Here is a 16,286-nt window from a genome sequence, read left to right as displayed (position 1 = left end):
GGGAGCCTACCTGTGAGCGACCCAACCCCGGGACTCCAGAACCGTCTGCATCCGGTCGGCCGCGTCGGCGGCCACGATCAGCTCCATGACACCGACCGGGCGGCCGGGGTCGTGGTCGATGCGTACGTCCTCGATGTTGACGCCGCTCTCCCCCGCGTCGGCGAAGAGACGGGCCAGGTTGCCGGGCTCGTCGGGCACCGTGACGTAGATGGTCGCCTGCGCGGTCTGCGGCCGGCCGTGCTTGCCGGGGATGGCCCGGGTGCCGGCCTGCCCCTCCTTGAGAAGTACGTCCAGAGCGGCCGCGTCACCGGTGCCGACCGCCGCGATCATCTCGTCGAGCTGGGCGCGCACCTCGGTGAGCAGATCGGTCACCGCGCGGGCGTTGCCGGCCACGATCTGGCCGTAGAGGCTCGGGTCGCCGGCGGCGACGCGGGTCACGTCGCGTACCCCTTGGCCGCTGAGGCCGAGGTGTCCCTCCGGTGCCACCGCGAGCCGGCCGGCCACGAGGGCGGCCATCAGGTGCGGGACGTGGGAGGTGCGGGCGACGGCCTGGTCGTGGTCCTCCGGGCTGAGGGTGATTGGAACGGCGCCGCACAGCGTGGCGAGCTCGCCGACGAGCTCGGTCCCCTCGGGATCGGCCTCCGCGTGCGGCGTGACCGCCCAGGGCCGCCCCTCGAACAGGGTCGCGGTCGCTGCCAGCGGCCCGGAGCGCTCGCTGCCGGCCATCGGGTGCCCGCCGACGTAGCGGCGTACGTCGCCGGGGCCGTGCTCGCGCACGTAGGCCAGCGGCGACGCCTTCACGCTGCCGACATCGGTCACGACGGCGTCGGGGCTGTCGGCGAGCGCGCGGGTGATCACCTCGCCGAGGTGGGCGGGCGGGACCGCAACGACGACCAGCTGCGGCGTGTCGCCCGGCTTGCGGCGGCGGCCGGCCCCGAGGCCGGTCGCGGTGCGTACGTGACTGGCGACCGAGTCGCTCAGGAGGACGTCGAGGCCTGCGGCGGCGCAGGCGAGCGCGACCGAGGTGCCGAGCAGGCCGACACCGACGATCTCGACCGGGCCGGTCAGAGTCGACAGCCCTCCCCCTGCTTCCCCGGTCTGTGTCATGCCTCCAAGGCTAAAGGGTCGGTGCCGCCGGACCCTCCTCGTCTCAGCGCCTGTGGTGCGCTATCGCGATCGGCGACCAGGGTGTGCGATATCGCCTGGCGATCACGAAGGCTGGTAGCTGCCGATGGACCAGGAGTTGCCCTCCGGGTCGGTGACCGTGCCGCCCCGGCCGCCGTAGTCCTGGTCGACCATCGGCCGGCCCACAGTGGCTCCGGCGGCGACCGCCTTGTCGAAGACGGCGTCAGGATCGTCGGTGACGAGGTAGGCGGAGGAGACACCGACGTTCTTGATGCCCCCGTCCTCGCGTACCTGTCCGAACATCAGCCCTCCCCCGCCGGGCCAGAGCCATTCCGCGTGGTGCACGATGCCGCCCTCGCGGTAGGTGGCGTGCTCGACGAAGCCGATTGCGCTCAGCCACGTCATCATCGCCTCGGCGTCCTCGAACGCCATCGACTGCCAGTACTTGATCTTCGCTACATCGTTCTTCTGCTCAGTGCTCATGCATCCGAGTCAACCGCCTAGGCGTCGGCCAGGTCTTGAACGAATGGGAACTCCTCACGCAGCCAGGTCGTCGGCGTACAGCCACCGAACTCCTGCCACTCACGTGTCAGGTGCGCCTGGTCGGCGTACCCGCAGACTGTCGCCGCCCGAGCCAGCGGCATCCGGCCGACGAGGCCGCGGGAACGGTCGAAGCGCGCCAGCCGCTGGAACTGCTTCGGCGCCACCCCGGTCTCGGCGCGTACCAGGTCGCTGATCCTCCGGCGGCTGTAACCGACATCGTCGGCCACCTCTTGCACGCCCGCTCCCCCGGTCAGCAACGCCAGCGCGCGCCCCACTTCTGCCCTCGGACCGGGCTCGCCCTGGCGGGCCAACGCCTCGACCAGGCTGTTCACGACCAACCGCGCCCACTGCCGCGAATCGGCCTCGGCCAGCCGCTCCGGAAGATGACGTACGCCGCCAGGTGCCGCAACCTCGTCGAGGGCGAGGAGCTCGCCGTGCCACGCCGCGGCCGGCATCCCGAACAACGCCCGCACCCCCGCAGTGGTCAGCCCCAGCTGTACGCCCCGCTGGGAGCCGTGGTGATGGATCGCCGCCGGCCGAGTGTGCAGCCCCGAGACCAGCGACCAAGCCGTCACCGGCTCGGTCCCACTCCCCCACGAGGTCACCAACGGCTCGTCGACCGACAGCACGAAAGTGATCTCGGTCGACGGCATCCCCCGGTGCACCCCCGGCGCCCCGAAGTCGACGTCGTAGGTGACCAGCGAGGTGACATAGGGCCGCAGGACCTCCGGCACGGTCATATCTCGATGGTGCCACGGTCGGAGCGGGTTGCCCATGCACTATCGCCGCTCGCGAGGACCGTGTGCGATAGCGCCGGGCATTGTGGCCGCTGCGATGGTGGCCGCTGACCTGTTGCGGCCCAGATCTCACCAGGAGATCTCAACCGCCCGAGACATGTACGCCGCCTTCATCACCGCCACCAGATCGTCGACATCGACCCGCCGCTCGACACCGGCCCCGACGTCGCGGACCTGAACCTGGCCGGCGTCAACTTCGACCGCCCCGATGACCGCGATCAACGGCTCACGCCGACGACGAGACTCCCGGATCCTGCCCCCGAGAGAGCCGCCCGCGTCCAGACGCGGACGGAGGCCCTCGGCGACGAGCGCGTCGACGAGCCTGCGGGCCGCGGAGTCCTGGGATGCGGAGACCGGAAGGACGGCGATCTGGGCAGGTGCCAACCACAGCGGAAGACGACCCTGGTACCGATCCAGGAGCGCGGCGGTGACGCGCTCCATCGACCCGACGGTGCCACGATGGACCATCTCGACCCGCTGCTGCGAACCATCGGCGGCGTCGTAGCTCAGGTCGAACCGCTCGGGCTGGTTGAAGTCGACCTGGACGGTGGCGATGGTCTCCTCGTGCCCCGCAGGGTCGATGACCTGCAGATCCAGTTTGGGTCCGTAGAAGGCGGCCTCGCCCAGCGCCTCGACGACCTCGACGCCGGCATCAGAGGCTGCCTTCCGCAGCGCCACCTCCGCACCGTCCCACTGATCGACGGAGCCGAGGTAGGACGGGGACGCGTCGCGGAGGGAGAGGCGTACGTAGTCGACGCGAAGACCGAGGATCTCCTGGGCCTTCAGAGCCGAGCGCAGCGCCTTCGCCGCCTCCTCGGCCACTTGGTCGGGGCGGCAGAAGACGTGGGTGTCGTCGAGGTTGATCTGGCGTACCCGGCTCAGCCCTGAGAGCACCCCGGAGCGTTCGGCGCGGAACATCGGGGCGAGCTCGTGCAGCCGGATCGGGAGCTCGCGGTAGGAGTGCTGGCGGGCCTTGTAGACCAGCGCATGGTGGGGGCAGTTGGCGGGACGGAGCACGAGCTCGTCGCCGCTCTCCCCCGCCGGACCCGATCCTATGGCCATCGGCGGGAACATGTCGTCGGCGAACTTCGCCCAGTGACCCGAGCGCTCGAAGAGCGCACGTTTGCCGAGCACCGGGGTCTTGACCGGTACGCAGCCGTCGGCCCGGGCCAGATCGGCGGCGAGCCGCTCCAGCTCGGCGAAGATGACGGCTCCGTCGGGCAGCCAGAGCGGCAGCCCGGAGCCGGCCAGCGGGTCGGTGGCGAAGATGGCGAGGTCGCGGTTGAGCTCGCGATGATCGAGGTTCATGGGTGTGCTCCTAGGTATCGGCCACGGAGCATCACCACCAGAGACGAGAACCGCCCCGGAGCAATGCTCCGGGGCGGTCTGCGAAAAGTGGACAGCAGGTCAGCGCCGGAGTGGGTCCGGCGTCGTCGTGCTCATCGCGCGCTGCTGCATGCCGATCACCTTAACGGCTCGGGCCGGCGTACGCATCGGGGTTTCCGGGCTCTCAGAGCTCGGTGGTGTCGAGGAGCTCGCCGAGCTCCTCGCGGGAGAGGTCGCGCATCTCGCCGGGCTTCATGGTGCCCAGCCGGACGGGGCCGATCCGGGTGCGGGTCAGCCGGGTGACCGGGTGGCCGAGGTGGTCGAGGAGGCGCCGCACGATGCGGTTGCGTCCCTCGTGGATGACCAGCTCGATGATCGACTTGTCCTTGCGGGTCTCCATGATCCGGGCCTTGGTCACGGTGACCGGGCCGTCCTCGAGGGTGACGCCGGCGAGGAGCCGCTTGCGTACGTTCGGGAAGATCTCGCCGGAGACCTCGGCGACGTAGGTCTTGTCGACCTCATAGCTGGGGTGGGCCAGCCGGTGGGCGAAGTCACCGTCGTTGGTGAGGATGATCAGGCCCTCGGTGTCGGTGTCGAGACGGCCGACGTGGAACAGACGCTCCGGGCGGTCGGCGACGAGGTCGGAGAGGTTGCGGCGGCCCTCCGGGTCGCTCATCGTCGAGACGACGCCCCGCGGCTTGTTCAGGGCCAGGTAGACCTTGCCGGAGATCGGCGGGAGCCGCTTGCCGTCGACGCGTACGACGTCCTTGCCGGGGTCGACCTTGGTGCCGAGGCGAGTGACGACCTCGCCGTTGACCTCGACGGAGCCGTTGAGCATCAGGATCTCGCTGCCGCGCCGCGACGCGATGCCGGCCAGGGCCAGCAGCTTCTGGAGCCGGATCAGGCCCTCGTCGTCCAGCGGCAGATCGTCACGCTCAGGCAGGTCGCTCACGCGGCCACCTCCGTAGCGCAAGCGCCAGTGTACGGACGCAGCCGCGTGATGATTGTCTGGTTCACTCGCTGACGCTCGTTCACGCCTGCGATTCTGCCGCATCCTCAGAGTCGGACCCATTCGCCGCGCCTTCTACGGGCTGCGCCGCCAGCGCCTCCTGGCTGACCTTCTCCGTCAGCTCCTCCTCCATGTCCGCGAGGTCGGGCAGATAGGGAGCCAGCTCCGGCAGCTCGCCGAGGTCGGTGATGCCGATCCGCTCGAGGAAGTAGCCGGTGGTGCGGTAGAGGTTGGCGCCGGTCTCGTGGTCCTGCCCGGCCTCCTCGACGAGGCCGCGGGTGAGCAGCGTACGCATCACACCGTCGACGTTGACGCCGCGGATCGCGGAGACCCGGGCGCGCGAGACGGGCTGCTTGTAGGCGACCACGGCCAGCGTCTCCAGGGCCGCCTGGGTCAGTCGGGCCTGCTGACCCTCGAGCACAAATCCCTCGACGACGGCGGCGTACTCCTCGCGGGTGTAGAACCGCCAGCCACCCGCGACGTTGCGCAGGTCGAAGCCACGGCCCTGCTCGGTGTATTCGGCCGCCAGGGCACCGAGAGCGTCGACCACCGCCGCCGTCGGGTGGCCGACCGCCGAGGCCAGCGAGGCCGCCGCCAGCGGCTCGTCGGCGACCATCAGCACCGCCTCGAGCGCGGGCCGCAGGTCGGCGAACTCGATCGCCAGGGTCTCCTCGGTGGTCTCCCCTGTCGCAGCCTCAGTCATCGTCCTTCTCCCCGTCATCGGCGCCACCCTCCGCGGGCGGCTGGCCCTCGAACTCGTCCTGGATCAGCTCATCGACATCGAGCGCCTCGTCGCCGGTCCAGCGTACGGTCAGCTCGCCCAGCGCGGTGACCTGGTCGAAGGCGACCGCACCCTCGCGGAAGAGCTCCAGCAGCGAGAGGAACCGGGCCACGGTGGTCAGCGTGTCCGGCGAGTCGGAGCACAGGCCACGGAAGGTCACCTGTCCCCCGGCGCGCAGGCGCTCGATGACCAGCGCCGCCTGCTCCTTGACCGACACCTTCGAGCCGTGGATGTGGGACAGCCCGATCTCGGGCGGCCCCGGCTTGGGTGCCATCGCGGCGGCGGCGAGCTGGGCGAACTGGTCCAGCCCGATCCCGATCAGCACCTCGGGCAGCAGCCCGGCATAGCGCGGCTCGAGCTGGACCGAGCGCGGGTGGCGCTTGGACTCCTTCGCGAGCCGCTCGCCGAAGACGGCCGCGACCAGCTTGAACGCCTTGTACTGCAGCAGCCGCGCGAAGAGGAGGTCGCGTGCCTCGAGCAGCGCGAGGTCCTCCTCGTCCTCGACGTCGCCCTGCGGCAGCAACCGGGCCGCCTTCAGGTCGAGCAGCGTGCTCGCGACCAGCAGGAAGTTGGACGTCTGCTCGAGATCCCAGGACCCGCTGTCGGCGGCGCCCTTCTTGACGTACGCGATGAACTCGTCGGTCACCGTGGCCAGCGAGACCTCGGTGATGTCGAGCTTGTGCTTGGCGATCAGGCTGAGCAGCAGGTCGAAGGGGCCCTCGAAGTTGCCGAGGTGCACCTCGAAACCACCGGAGCCGGTCGACTCCTGCTCCTCGGCCCCGTCCGGGCCATCCGTCATCGGTACGGCCGCCGTCGGTGCGGCCGTCTCACCATCGAGCACCGTCACTCGGCGAGCCGGTGCACGAGGGCACTGTCGTCCCCGTACTCCTCCAGGTCGGCCAGCACGATCGCGAGCGCCTCGCGCACCAGCCGGCCGCGGTCGACCGCGATGCTGTGCTTGGCCCGCAGGTTTAGCCGGGCGTGCTCGAGGTCGAGCAGCTCCTCGGAGGTGATGTAGACCGTCATCTTCTCGTCATGACGTACGCGGCCGCTGGACCGCTTCTTGGCGGCCGGCGTCTCCTCGGCCGGCTCGGGCACGGCATGCACCGGACGGGCCTTCGCCTCGGCGGCGGGCCCCGCGGCGGCAGCGCCGTCGGACGTACGCCGGAAGAGGTCGTCGGCGGCAGGAACCCTCACTCGCCGCGTTGCCATCGGGCCAGCACCTCCTTGGCGAGCATCCGGTAGGAGTCGGCGCCGGTGGAGCTCGAGGCGTACTCGGTGATCGGCTCGCCGACCACGGTGGAGTCGGCGAACTTCACGGTACGGCGGATGACGCTGTGGAAGACACGGTCACCCCAGCCGTTGACCAGGGTCTCCATGACCTCGCGGCTGTGCATGGTGCGGCTGTCGTACATCGTGCCCAGTATTCCGTCGATCTTCAGACGCGGGTTGAGCCGCTCCTGAACCTTGTCGATGGTGTCCTTGAGCAGGGCGACGCCACGCAGCGCGAAGTATTCGCACTCCAGCGGCACGACGACGGAGTCGGAGGCGGTGAGCGCGTTGACGGTCAGCAGGCCCAGGCTCGGCTGGCAGTCGATGAGGATCACGTCGTAGTTGGCGACGGCCGGAGCCAGGGCACGGGCCAGGGTCTGCTCACGGGCGACCTCCTGGACCAGCTGCACCTCGGCGGCGGAGAGGTCGATGTTGGCCGGGAGCAGGTCGACGCCGTCGATGCCGGACGGGACGATGACATCCTCGAGCGTGATGTCACGCTCCATCAGCAGGTTGTAGACGGTCAGCTCGATCTCGTTGGGCTGGAGACCCAGACCGACGGAGAGCGACCCCTGCGGGTCGAAGTCGACCATCAGGACCTTGCGGCCGTGCTCGGCCAGCGCGGCACCCAGGTTGATGGTGGTCGTGGTCTTGCCGACGCCACCCTTCTGGTTGACCATCGCGACCGTACGCGCCGGGCCGCCGGTGGCGGGGCCGGGATCGGGGAGGTTGGGCCAGGGGCGACCGGTCGGGCCCATCTTGTTCTTGCCCGGCTTGTCGAACGAACCCGCGTCGGGCTCGGGGGCATTGGCGCGCAGCCGGGCCGAGGGCGGATAGGCCGGCGGCGGTGCTGCCGGCGTCTGCGGAGGCATCTGCGGCGCGGTCGCGCCACCTGCTCCGAAATAGCTGTCTTCCATTCCTCCACCCCCGGTTCAGTTGCCGCGGCCCTGGGACGATCACGGCTAGCGGGTCTATATGTCGACACGGCGACTCTAAGACCCGGATCTGCGCGACTGTAGGAGCCGCGCCGGGCGTGTCACAAGGCAAATCCGGGTGATTCTGCTACGTGACCCGAATCTGTTGATGACCTGTGCACTTGGCGCCGCGCCAGCCCCACAGGAAGGGCCTTCGCTGTGGAGAAACCTGTGGATGAATCTCCGCTCGAACAGCGGGTCTCAGTGCGACCGGCGGCGCTTCTGGAACTGGTCGTACGCCTTGCTCGCAGCGTCCTTGATCTTCTTCTGGTTCTCGGGCTTACGAGCCTCGTTGGCGATCTTGGCGATGGCCGCGACGACGACGGGGTTCTTCAGTAGCTTGCGCACGCCCCAACGCTAGCGGAACGGAGCAACCCGTCACAGCCGACGCATCGCCACCGTCGCCAGAACCAGCTCGCCCGCCTCGTCACTCGCGTCCAGATCGGCCACCGCCTCGATCACCCAGTCGTGGTCGCCGGCCGGGTCGTCGAGGGTCTGGGTGATCCGCCACACTCGGGTCGAGTCGTACGCCTCGTCATCCTCGTCCACGCCCGCGGGAGCGCCGCGCTCGGCGGCCCAGGTGAGCAGCTTGGGCGAGCGCGAGTCGGCGGAGATGCCCACGTCGTCGTGCTCGGCGAAGTAGGCCTCGAGGGCGTCGTCCCAGCGGGACCTGGTCATCACGACGTCGCGCGCTGGCTCGACCCGGTCGGCGGCGGAGCGCTCCAGCGACATCAGCGTGTCGAGGTCGTCTCGCGAGACCGCGTCGACCCGGGCCCACATCGCGTTGCGGACCATGATCTCGAACGCACGGGTCTGCTGGGACAGCGACCGCGGCGGCGGTGGCGCCTCGTGGTGGGCGACGGCCGACGGGATGTGCTCGGGGTCGGAGAGCGCCTCCCACTCGTCCAGCAGCGAGGAGTCGGTCTGCCGGATGGTCTCCCCCAGCCACTCGATCAGGTCCTCGATCTCGGGGCTCTTGTGACTCTCGGGGAGGGTGTGCCGGAAGGTGCGATAGGCGTCAGTCAGGTAGCGCAGGACCAGACCCTCGGAGCGGGCGAGCTGGTAGCGGCGTACGACGTCGGTGAAGGTCATCCCCTGCTCGTACATCTCGCGCAGGATCGACTTCGGGTCGAGGGCGTCCTCGGGCAGCCACGGGTGGGTGCCGCGGTAGACCTCGAAGAGCGCCTCGAGCCGCTCGGCCATCGGCTTGGGCCAGGTGATCTCCTCGATAAGGGCCATCCGCTCGTCGTACTCGACGCCGTCGGCCTTCATGTTCTCGATCGCCTTGCCGCGGGCCTCGTGCTGCTGGGCAAAGAGGATCTGGCGCGGCGGCTCGAGGACGGACTCGATCACCGAGACGATCTCGAGAGTGTGCTCGGGCGACTCCGGATCGAGCGTGTCCAGCGCGGCGAGGGCGAAGTGGGCCAGCGGCTGGTTGAGCGCGAAGTCGGCGGGAAGGTCCTCGGTGAGGACATAGCGCCGGCCGTACGCATCAGGCTCGGCGAGCCTGGTCAGGACCCCGCTGTGGACCAGGGAGCGGGTCAGGCGCAGGGCCCGGCGGGCGAGCTTGAGCTGGGTGCGCGGCTCCTCGTGGTTGTCCATGGTGATCCGGCGCATCACCTCGAAGGCGTCCTCGTCGCGGGCGACGACGTTGAGGATCATCGAGTTGTCGACCTTCATCCGGCTCTGCAGCGGCTCGGGGGCGCCGTCGACGAGCTTGGTGAAGGTCGCCTCGGTCCACACGACCGTACCCTCGGGCGGCTTCTTGAGCTGGGCCTTGGAGTTCTTCTTGCCGGCCTTGCGGCGCTCCTCGGACTTCGCCTTGGCCTTCTCGTTCTCGATGATGTGCTCAGGCGCCTGGACGACGACGTAGCCCTGGGTGTCGAAGCCCGCCCGGCCGGCTCTTCCCGCGATCTGGAGGAACTCCCTGGTCCGCAGGATGCGCTGGCGGCGGCCGTCGAACTTGGCCAGGCCGGTGAAGAGCACCGTGCGGATCGGGACGTTGATGCCGACGCCGAGCGTGTCCGTGCCGGCGATGACCTTGAGCAGCCCGGCCTGGGCGAGCTGCTCGACCAGCCTTCTGTATCTGGGCAGCATGCCGGCGTGGTGGACGCCGATGCCCTTGCGCAGCAGCTTGGAGAGGGTCTTGCCGAAGCCGGCAGCGAAGCGGACCGGTTCGAGCCGCTTGGCGATCTGGTCCTTCTCCTCGTTGGACAGTTTCAGCCAGCCGGCGTTGAGCAGGGAGGTGCCGTGGGTGACGGCGTCCTTCTGGGTGAAGTGGACGACGTAGACGGGAGCCTGGCCGGTGGTGACGAGCTCCTCGAGAGTCTCCTGGAGTGGCGTGAGGCGCCAGTCGAAGGTGAGCGGAACGGGTCGTTCCGCCTGGTCGACGAGGATGGTGTCGCGGCCGTTTCGCCTGGTCAGGTCCTCGGCCAGCGGCTTGGTGTCGCCGAGGGTCGCGGAGAGCAGCAGGAACTGGGCCTGCGGCAGCTCGAGCAGCGGCACCTGCCACGCCCAGCCCCGGTCGGGCTCGCCGTAGTAGTGGAACTCGTCCATGATCACGAGCCCGACGTCGGCGTGTTTGCCTTCTCGCAGCGCAAGGTTGGCCAGCACCTCGGCCGTGCAGCAGATGATCGGGGCGTCGGCGTTGACGCTCGCGTCACCGGTGAGCATCCCGACGTTCTCGGCCCCGAAGGTTTCGACCAGGTCGAAGAACTTCTCGCTGACCAGCGCCTTGATCGGCGCGGTGTAGAAGGAGACCTTGTCCTCGGCCAGCGCGTACGCGTGCGTGGCCGCCGCGACCAGAGACTTCCCCGAGCCGGTCGGCGTCGCCAGGATGACGTTGTCGCCGGCCAGGATGGACATGATCGCCTCGTCCTGGTGGGGGTAGAGGCTGCGGCCACTCCCCTCGGCCCACGCCACGACCGCCTCGTAGACGTTGTCGGGGCTCGCTCCGACCTTGGGGATCCAGTCGCCGGGTTTGGTCGTAACGGTCACAGGGCCCTCGGGTGTGCGGTCGCGAAGACCTCTCGGAGATTGTCCACGGTGACAAGAGTGTAGATCTGCGTCGTGGTCACCGACGCATGGCCCAGCAGCTCCTGCACGACACGTACGTCGGCGCCGCCGTCCAGCAGGTGGGTGGCGAAGGAGTGACGCAGGGTGTGGGGTGAGACGTCCTTCTCGATCCCGGCCCGTTTGGCGGCGCGGGTCAGGACGGTCCAGGCCGACTGGCGGGAGAGGCGGCCGCCGCGGGCGTTGAGGAAGAGGGCGCCGCCTGAGCGGGCGGCCGCGAGGTCGGGGCGGGCCCGGGTCAGGTAGGCCTCGACCGCCTCGATGGCATAGGAGCCGACCGGGACGATCCGCTCCTTGCCGCCCTTGCCTCGCAGGAGTACGACGTGGTCGACCCGGTCGAGGTCGTCGACGTCGAGGCCGACCGCCTCGGAGATGCGGGCTCCGGTGCCGTAGAGCACCTCGAGGAGCGCCCGGTCGCGCAGTGCGAGCGGCGTCCCGGGCGCACCCGCCGCCTCCAGGATCGCCTCCACGTCGGCCAGCGGGAGCGCCTTCGGGAGCCGCTTCTCCGCGCGCGGCGGCTTCACGTGGCCGGCCGGGTTGGCCTCGACCAGGCCGTCTGCGACCGCGAACTTGTGGAACCCGCGCACCGCGACGACCGTCCGCGCCGCCGAGGTCGCGCTGAGCGCCGGATGCTCGTCGCTGCCTTCGCGCAGGTGGGCCAGGAACCCCGACACCGTCGCCTCCGAGACCGCGGTGAGGTCGTCGACGCTCTGCTGGGCGAGGAACTCGGCGTACCTCCTCAGGTCACGCCGGTAGGACGACAGCGTGTTCGCCGCGAGCCCTCGCTCGACCGTCAGATGGTCGAGGTAGGTGCGCATCGCGTGTTCGACCGCCGTAGCGGAGCTCGAGACGTTCGATGCGGCGGTCACGGGTCCATCCAACCAGGGGTGGTGGATCCGATCAGGGAGGAATACCCGGTTAACCGGGTATTCCGGCACTTCTCGGGCATTGCATTGCCAGAGAAGTGCCGGAATTGCCTGTACGGCGTGACTCCTGTGACTCCTGAGGAGATCAGCCGAGCACGTCCGCGAGCGCGACCGAGTCGATCCCGACCGCCTCGCCGACGGGGCCGTAGGTGAGCTGGCCGGCGTGGGTGTTGAGGCCCTTGGCGAGCGCGGCGTCGTCACGCAGCGCCTGGGTCCAGCCCTTGTTGGCCAGGGCGACGGCGTACGGCATGGTCGCGTTCGTGAGCGCGTAGGTGGAGGTGTTCGGAACCGCGCCGGGCATGTTCGCCACGCAGTAGAAGGTCGAGTTGTGGACCTGGTAGGTCGGGTCCGCGTGAGTGGTGGCGTGGGAGTCCTCGAAGCAGCCACCCTGGTCGATGGCGATGTCGACGAGCACCGAGCCCGGCTTCATCCGCGAGACCAGGTCGTTGGTGACCAGCTTCGGCGCGGCCGCGCCCGGGATCAGCACGGCGCCGATGACCAGGTCGGCCTGGAGCACCTGCTCCTCGAGCGCGAGCTTGTTCGACGCGAGCCCGTGCACCTGGTTGGAGTAGCGCCAGAACGACATCCGCAGCTTTTCCAGGTCGGTGTCGAGCAGCGTGACGTCCGCGCCCATCCCGAGAGCGATGTTGGCGGCGTTCTGCCCGGAGACGCCAGCACCGATGATGACGACCTTGGCGTTGGCGACACCGCCGACACCACCCATCAGCGTGCCGCGACCGCCCTGGGCCTTGAGCAGGTTGTAGGCACCGACCTGGGGCGCCAGGCAGCCGGCGACCTCCGACATCGGGTAGAGCAGCGGCAGCGCCCGGTTGGGCAGCTCGACGGTCTCGTACGCGATCGCGGTGACCTTCTTGGCCAGCAGCTCCTCCGTCAGCGGCTTGTCGGCGGCCAGGTGGAGGTAGGTGAACAGGGTCAGGCCCTCGCGCAGGCGGTGGTACTCCTCCGCGACCGGCTCCTTGACCTTGAGCACCATGTCGGCGTTGCCCCAGGTCTCGTCGGCATCGCCGAGGATCTTGGCGCCGACCGCGGCGTACTCGCTGTCCGGGATCGAGGAGCCGACGCCGGCACCAGCCTCGACGAAGACCTCGTGGCCGTTGGCCACCAGCTCGTGGACGCCCGAGGGGGTGATCGCCACCCGGTACTCGTGGTTCTTGACTTCCTTGGGTACGCCGATTCTCATTGCCCTGCCCTTCATGTGATGGCCCCTGAATGTGGTGGTCCGTGGGTCTTACGAGTCAGCCGGATGTGCGCCGCCTGACGCGGCATGTCTAACCCGGTGTGGCGCAAGTCACCAAATCACGTCGCTCGGTCCTGACCAGACCCCCTGATCAGACTCTGCCACGAGATTTGAGAGCGGCGTACGCAAGCACGGCCTGGACGACCGGCGAGTCGGTCGCCCGGCCGCTCAGCACGGCTTCCAGGAGCTCCTCGAAGGGCACCCAGTGGATGCTCATCTCGGCCTCCTCGTGCTCGAGCTCGAAGCCATCGCGGTCGGTCGCGGTCAGACCGCGGGCGAGGAAGAAGTGGTGGATCTCCTCGGTGAGACCGGGTGAGGCGTACGTCGAGAGCAGCGGCGTCCACTCGGCCGCCTCATGGGCCACCTCCTCGCGCAGCTCGCGCACGGCGACATCGAGCGGGTCCTCGCCGGGGTAGTCGATCAGGCCGGCCGGCAGCTCGACGAAGCGCCGCTTGGCGGGATGGCGGTACTGGGTGATGACCAGGGCCCGTTCCTCCTCATCCAGCGCCAGCACGACAGCTGCGCCCGGGTGCTCGACGACCAGGCGGCGGAACGGCTCCTCGTCCTCGTGACCTGGCCGGTTGATCCGGTCGGCACGCAGCGCGACCACCCAGCTGTCACGGTGGAGGTCCTCGCTCGAGGCGACCGGCCAGCTCTCCGGGACGTCCCACTCGGTGAGCGGCCCCTGATCCAGCGGCACGGGCGAGTCGGAAATTCGTGCGTCCGATGTCATGGCCCGAGGCTACCCTCGGCTCATGTCAGAGACCTCCCCCGCCGCCCCTGCCTCTCTCACCCAGGAGGAGGCGGCCGCGCGGGCCGCCACGGTCACCGTCGAGCGCTACGACATCGCGCTCGACATGACCGGCCTGCTGGAGGGCGAGACGCTCTCCAGCGTCTCCACGATCACCTTCTCAGCCACCCCCGGCTCGAGCACGTTCGTCGACTGTGTGGCCGAGGTCAGCGCGGCCACGCTCAACGGCACCGAGCTCGACCTCGCCACGATCAGTGCCGGCCGGATCCCGCTCGAGAACCTCACCGAGACCAACACCCTGGTCGTGACCGCCTCCCAGTCCGACACCGCCTCCTCCGAGGGCGTGCTGCGCACCGTCGACCCCTCGGACGGCAACGTCTACGTCTGGACCTCCTTCGAGCCCGACGACGCCCGCCGGCTGTGGGCCTGCTTCGACCAGCCCGACCTCAAGGCCGTCCACGGGTTCACCGTGGCGGCGCCCGAGCAGTGGACGGTGCTGTCCAACTCCGGCCCCGCGAGCGTCTCCGACGCGGCAGCCGGCGCGCGGACCTGGGTCTTCGAGGACACTCCCCCGCTCTCGACGTACGTCGTGGTGGTCAACGCCGGCCCGTTCGTCGAGGTCCGCGAGGAGCGCGGCGGCTACGACCTGGGGCTCTACGCCCGTCAGTCGCTGCGCAGCCAGCTCGAGCGGGACCGGGAGGAGATCCTGCAGGTCACCGAGCACGGGCTGGCCTGGTTCGGCACCAAGTTCGGGATGCCCTTCCCGCAGCATCGCTATGACCAGATCTTCGTGCCCGACATGGGCGGCGCGATGGAGAACTGGGGCGCGGTCACCCACAGCGACGTGTTCCTCTTCCGCACGGCCCCGACCCACGCCGACCGCACCGAGCGCACCAACGTGGTCCTCCACGAGATGGCGCACATGTGGTTCGGCGACCTGGTCACGATGCGCTGGTGGGACGACCTGTGGCTCAACGAGGCCTTCGCCTCGTGGGCGGCGGTGTGGGCATCGGCCGCACTCCCCGACTACGCCGACGTGTGGGCCTCGATCGCGCTGACCGAGAAGAAGGCGGGCTACGACATCGACGCGACGCCCGCCACCCACCCGATCCGCGGGGTGGTGCCCAGCGTCGACGTGGCGATGGCCAACTTCGACGCGATCACCTACATGAAGGGCCAGGCCGTGCTGCAGCAGCTGCACGCCTACATCGGCGAGGAGGCCTACCTCGCCGGGCTGCAGGCCTACTTCGCCGAGCACGCCTACGGCAACACCGTCCTCGACGACCTGATGGGCGCCTTCGGGGCGGCCGCGGGCAAGGATCTCTCCGCCTGGACGACCGCGTGGCTCGATCACGCCGGCACCGACGTGATCACCCTTGCCGACAGCAAGGTGTCGGTCACCAGCGCCGACGGGACCGTACGTCCGCACCGGCTCGACATCGCCTCCTACGACGCCTCCGGCGCCCTGCTCGCCACCACTCCGGTCACCGTGGCGGGCGAGCCCGTCGCGGTCTCGCTCCCCGATGCGGCCGCTCACCTGGTCAACGCGACCGACGTGACCTTCGCGGCGGTGCGCTCGGACGAGGCCAGCGAGGCCTGGCTCGGCCAGAACGCCGGGCTGCTGCCCGACGCGGTGGCGCGCGCGGTCGCGGTCAACAGCGCCTGGACCGCCCTGTTCCGCGGCGAGATCGCCGGCCCCGAGGTCGTCTCGCGCGTCCTCTCGGTCCTCGAGCGCGAGCGCAACCCGCAGGTCACCGGCGAGTTCCTGGGCATGGCCGTCACCGCTGCCGAGCTGTGGACGGCGCCCGAGCGGGTCGCCGAGCAGCGCTCGCTGGTCGCCGGAGCGGCCGCGGCGCTCGCCGAGGACCCGGCCAACCGTGACACCGCTCTTCGCGTGGTCGCCTCGCACGCCTCCACGCCCGACCAGCTCGCGCTGGCCGAGCGCGGGGCCGCTGAGGACGTACAGGTGGCCTGGCGGCTGCTCGGCCGGCGCGCCGAGATGGGTGACTACGACGCCGAGGCGATCGCCGCCCTGGAGGCACGCGACCCGGACCCCGAGTCGTGGGTCAGTGCCCTGGGCGTACGCACGGCGCGGCCGCTCGCGGAGGCCAAGGAGGAGGCCTGGCAGGTGAGCATGATCGAGCGCCGGCTGCCGCGCACTGACGGCGGGTACGCCCTGAGCTCGGCGTTCTGGCGGCCCGGCCAGGAGGAGATCCTGGCGCCGTACGCCCAGCGCTATCTCGATGCCGTAGCCGACATCAGGGGTGGCGGGCTGCTCGCGTACGGGCTCCAGCTCCGCTTCTACCCGGTCCAGGCCGGCGAGGACGTCGCCGCTGCCGCACGCGCCGCCTGTGAGGGCAACACGCTGGTCCCCTTCGTCCGGCAGACGATCATCCGGCTCGCCGACGTGCACTCGCGGCAGGTCGCAGCACGCGCGCTGTAGCGCGGCCAG

General features: G+C 69.9%; 15 protein-coding genes. 1 reads left to right on the top strand and 14 read right to left on the bottom strand.

Features of this window, described 5'->3' with window-relative positions; all coding sequences use genetic code 11:
* Window positions 1–6: 6 nt before the first annotated feature.
* From ABTW65_RS01660 to ABTW65_RS01595, 14 genes are all read right to left on the bottom strand, one after another.
* Window positions 7–1,107 carry a prephenate dehydrogenase gene (locus ABTW65_RS01660; RefSeq protein ID WP_350658035.1) on the bottom strand — a complete coding sequence of 367 codons (1,101 nt, stop codon included), beginning with the start codon at window positions 1,105–1,107 and terminating at the stop codon, window positions 7–9.
* Window positions 1,108–1,209: 102 nt separating this feature from the next.
* Window positions 1,210–1,608: a VOC family protein gene (locus ABTW65_RS01655; protein WP_350658034.1), complete on the bottom strand. Its 399-nt coding sequence runs from the start codon at window positions 1,606–1,608 to the stop codon at window positions 1,210–1,212.
* A gap of 17 nt (window positions 1,609–1,625) precedes the next feature.
* The gene (locus ABTW65_RS01650) at window positions 1,626–2,408 is read right to left on the bottom strand and encodes a helix-turn-helix domain-containing protein (RefSeq protein ID WP_350658033.1); all 783 of its coding nucleotides are present in this window, start codon (window positions 2,406–2,408) and stop codon (window positions 1,626–1,628) included.
* A 126-nt stretch (window positions 2,409–2,534) separates the two neighbouring features.
* The gene (thrS, locus tag ABTW65_RS01645) at window positions 2,535–3,773 is read right to left on the bottom strand and encodes a threonine--tRNA ligase (protein WP_350658032.1); all 1,239 of its coding nucleotides are present in this window, start codon (window positions 3,771–3,773) and stop codon (window positions 2,535–2,537) included.
* Window positions 3,774–3,975: 202 nt separating this feature from the next.
* Window positions 3,976–4,743: a pseudouridine synthase gene (locus ABTW65_RS01640; RefSeq protein WP_160023742.1), complete on the bottom strand. Its 768-nt coding sequence runs from the start codon at window positions 4,741–4,743 to the stop codon at window positions 3,976–3,978.
* 79 nt (window positions 4,744–4,822) lie between these two features.
* The gene (gene scpB, locus ABTW65_RS01635; RefSeq protein ID WP_350658031.1) at window positions 4,823–5,503 is read right to left on the bottom strand and encodes an SMC-Scp complex subunit ScpB; all 681 of its coding nucleotides are present in this window, start codon (window positions 5,501–5,503) and stop codon (window positions 4,823–4,825) included.
* On the bottom strand, window positions 5,496–6,380 hold the full coding sequence (locus ABTW65_RS01630) for a segregation and condensation protein A (protein WP_350658626.1): 885 nt from the start codon (window positions 6,378–6,380) through the stop codon (window positions 5,496–5,498). The genes scpB and ABTW65_RS01630 overlap by 8 nt, the downstream gene beginning before the upstream one ends.
* Window positions 6,381–6,424: 44 nt before the next feature.
* Window positions 6,425–6,793, bottom strand: a complete 369-nt coding sequence (locus ABTW65_RS01625) for a hypothetical protein (RefSeq protein WP_160023748.1) — start codon at window positions 6,791–6,793, stop codon at window positions 6,425–6,427.
* Entirely contained in the window at window positions 6,775–7,725 is a 951-nt protein-coding gene (locus ABTW65_RS01620; RefSeq protein ID WP_502890542.1) for a ParA family protein, read from the bottom strand. The genes ABTW65_RS01625 and ABTW65_RS01620 overlap by 19 nt, the downstream gene beginning before the upstream one ends.
* A 303-nt stretch (window positions 7,726–8,028) precedes the next feature.
* A complete protein-coding gene (locus ABTW65_RS01615; protein ID WP_160023752.1) occupies window positions 8,029–8,175 on the bottom strand; it encodes a hypothetical protein in 147 nt (48 codons plus the stop codon).
* Window positions 8,176–8,205: 30 nt separating this feature from the next.
* Entirely contained in the window at window positions 8,206–10,824 is a 2,619-nt protein-coding gene (locus tag ABTW65_RS01610; RefSeq protein ID WP_350658030.1) for a DEAD/DEAH box helicase, read from the bottom strand.
* Window positions 10,821–11,717 (bottom strand): site-specific tyrosine recombinase XerD, encoded by an 897-nt coding sequence (gene xerD / locus ABTW65_RS01605; RefSeq protein ID WP_350658624.1) that lies wholly within the window; start codon window positions 11,715–11,717, stop codon window positions 10,821–10,823. Before xerD ends, ABTW65_RS01610 begins: the two co-directional genes overlap by 4 nt.
* A gap of 193 nt (window positions 11,718–11,910) precedes the next feature.
* Window positions 11,911–13,026: an alanine dehydrogenase gene (ald, locus tag ABTW65_RS01600; RefSeq protein ID WP_350658029.1), complete on the bottom strand. Its 1,116-nt coding sequence runs from the start codon at window positions 13,024–13,026 to the stop codon at window positions 11,911–11,913.
* Between the two features lie 148 nt (window positions 13,027–13,174).
* Window positions 13,175–13,816, bottom strand: coding sequence for an NUDIX domain-containing protein (locus ABTW65_RS01595; RefSeq protein ID WP_350658027.1), 642 nt, complete (start codon window positions 13,814–13,816; stop codon window positions 13,175–13,177).
* 22 nt (window positions 13,817–13,838) lie between these two features.
* Here ABTW65_RS01595 and pepN point away from each other — a divergent pair, with 22 nt between their 5' ends.
* Entirely contained in the window at window positions 13,839–16,277 is a 2,439-nt protein-coding gene (gene pepN, locus ABTW65_RS01590; RefSeq protein WP_350658026.1) for an aminopeptidase N, read from the top strand.
* The last annotated feature ends 9 nt before the right edge of the window (window positions 16,278–16,286 follow it).

This window comes from Nocardioides sp. NPDC127503 (assembly GCF_040302165.1).
Classification (GTDB): Bacteria; Actinomycetota; Actinomycetes; order Propionibacteriales; family Nocardioidaceae; genus Nocardioides.
Note: the sequence above shows the minus strand (reverse complement) of the source record. Positions and strands in the feature narration are given on the sequence as shown.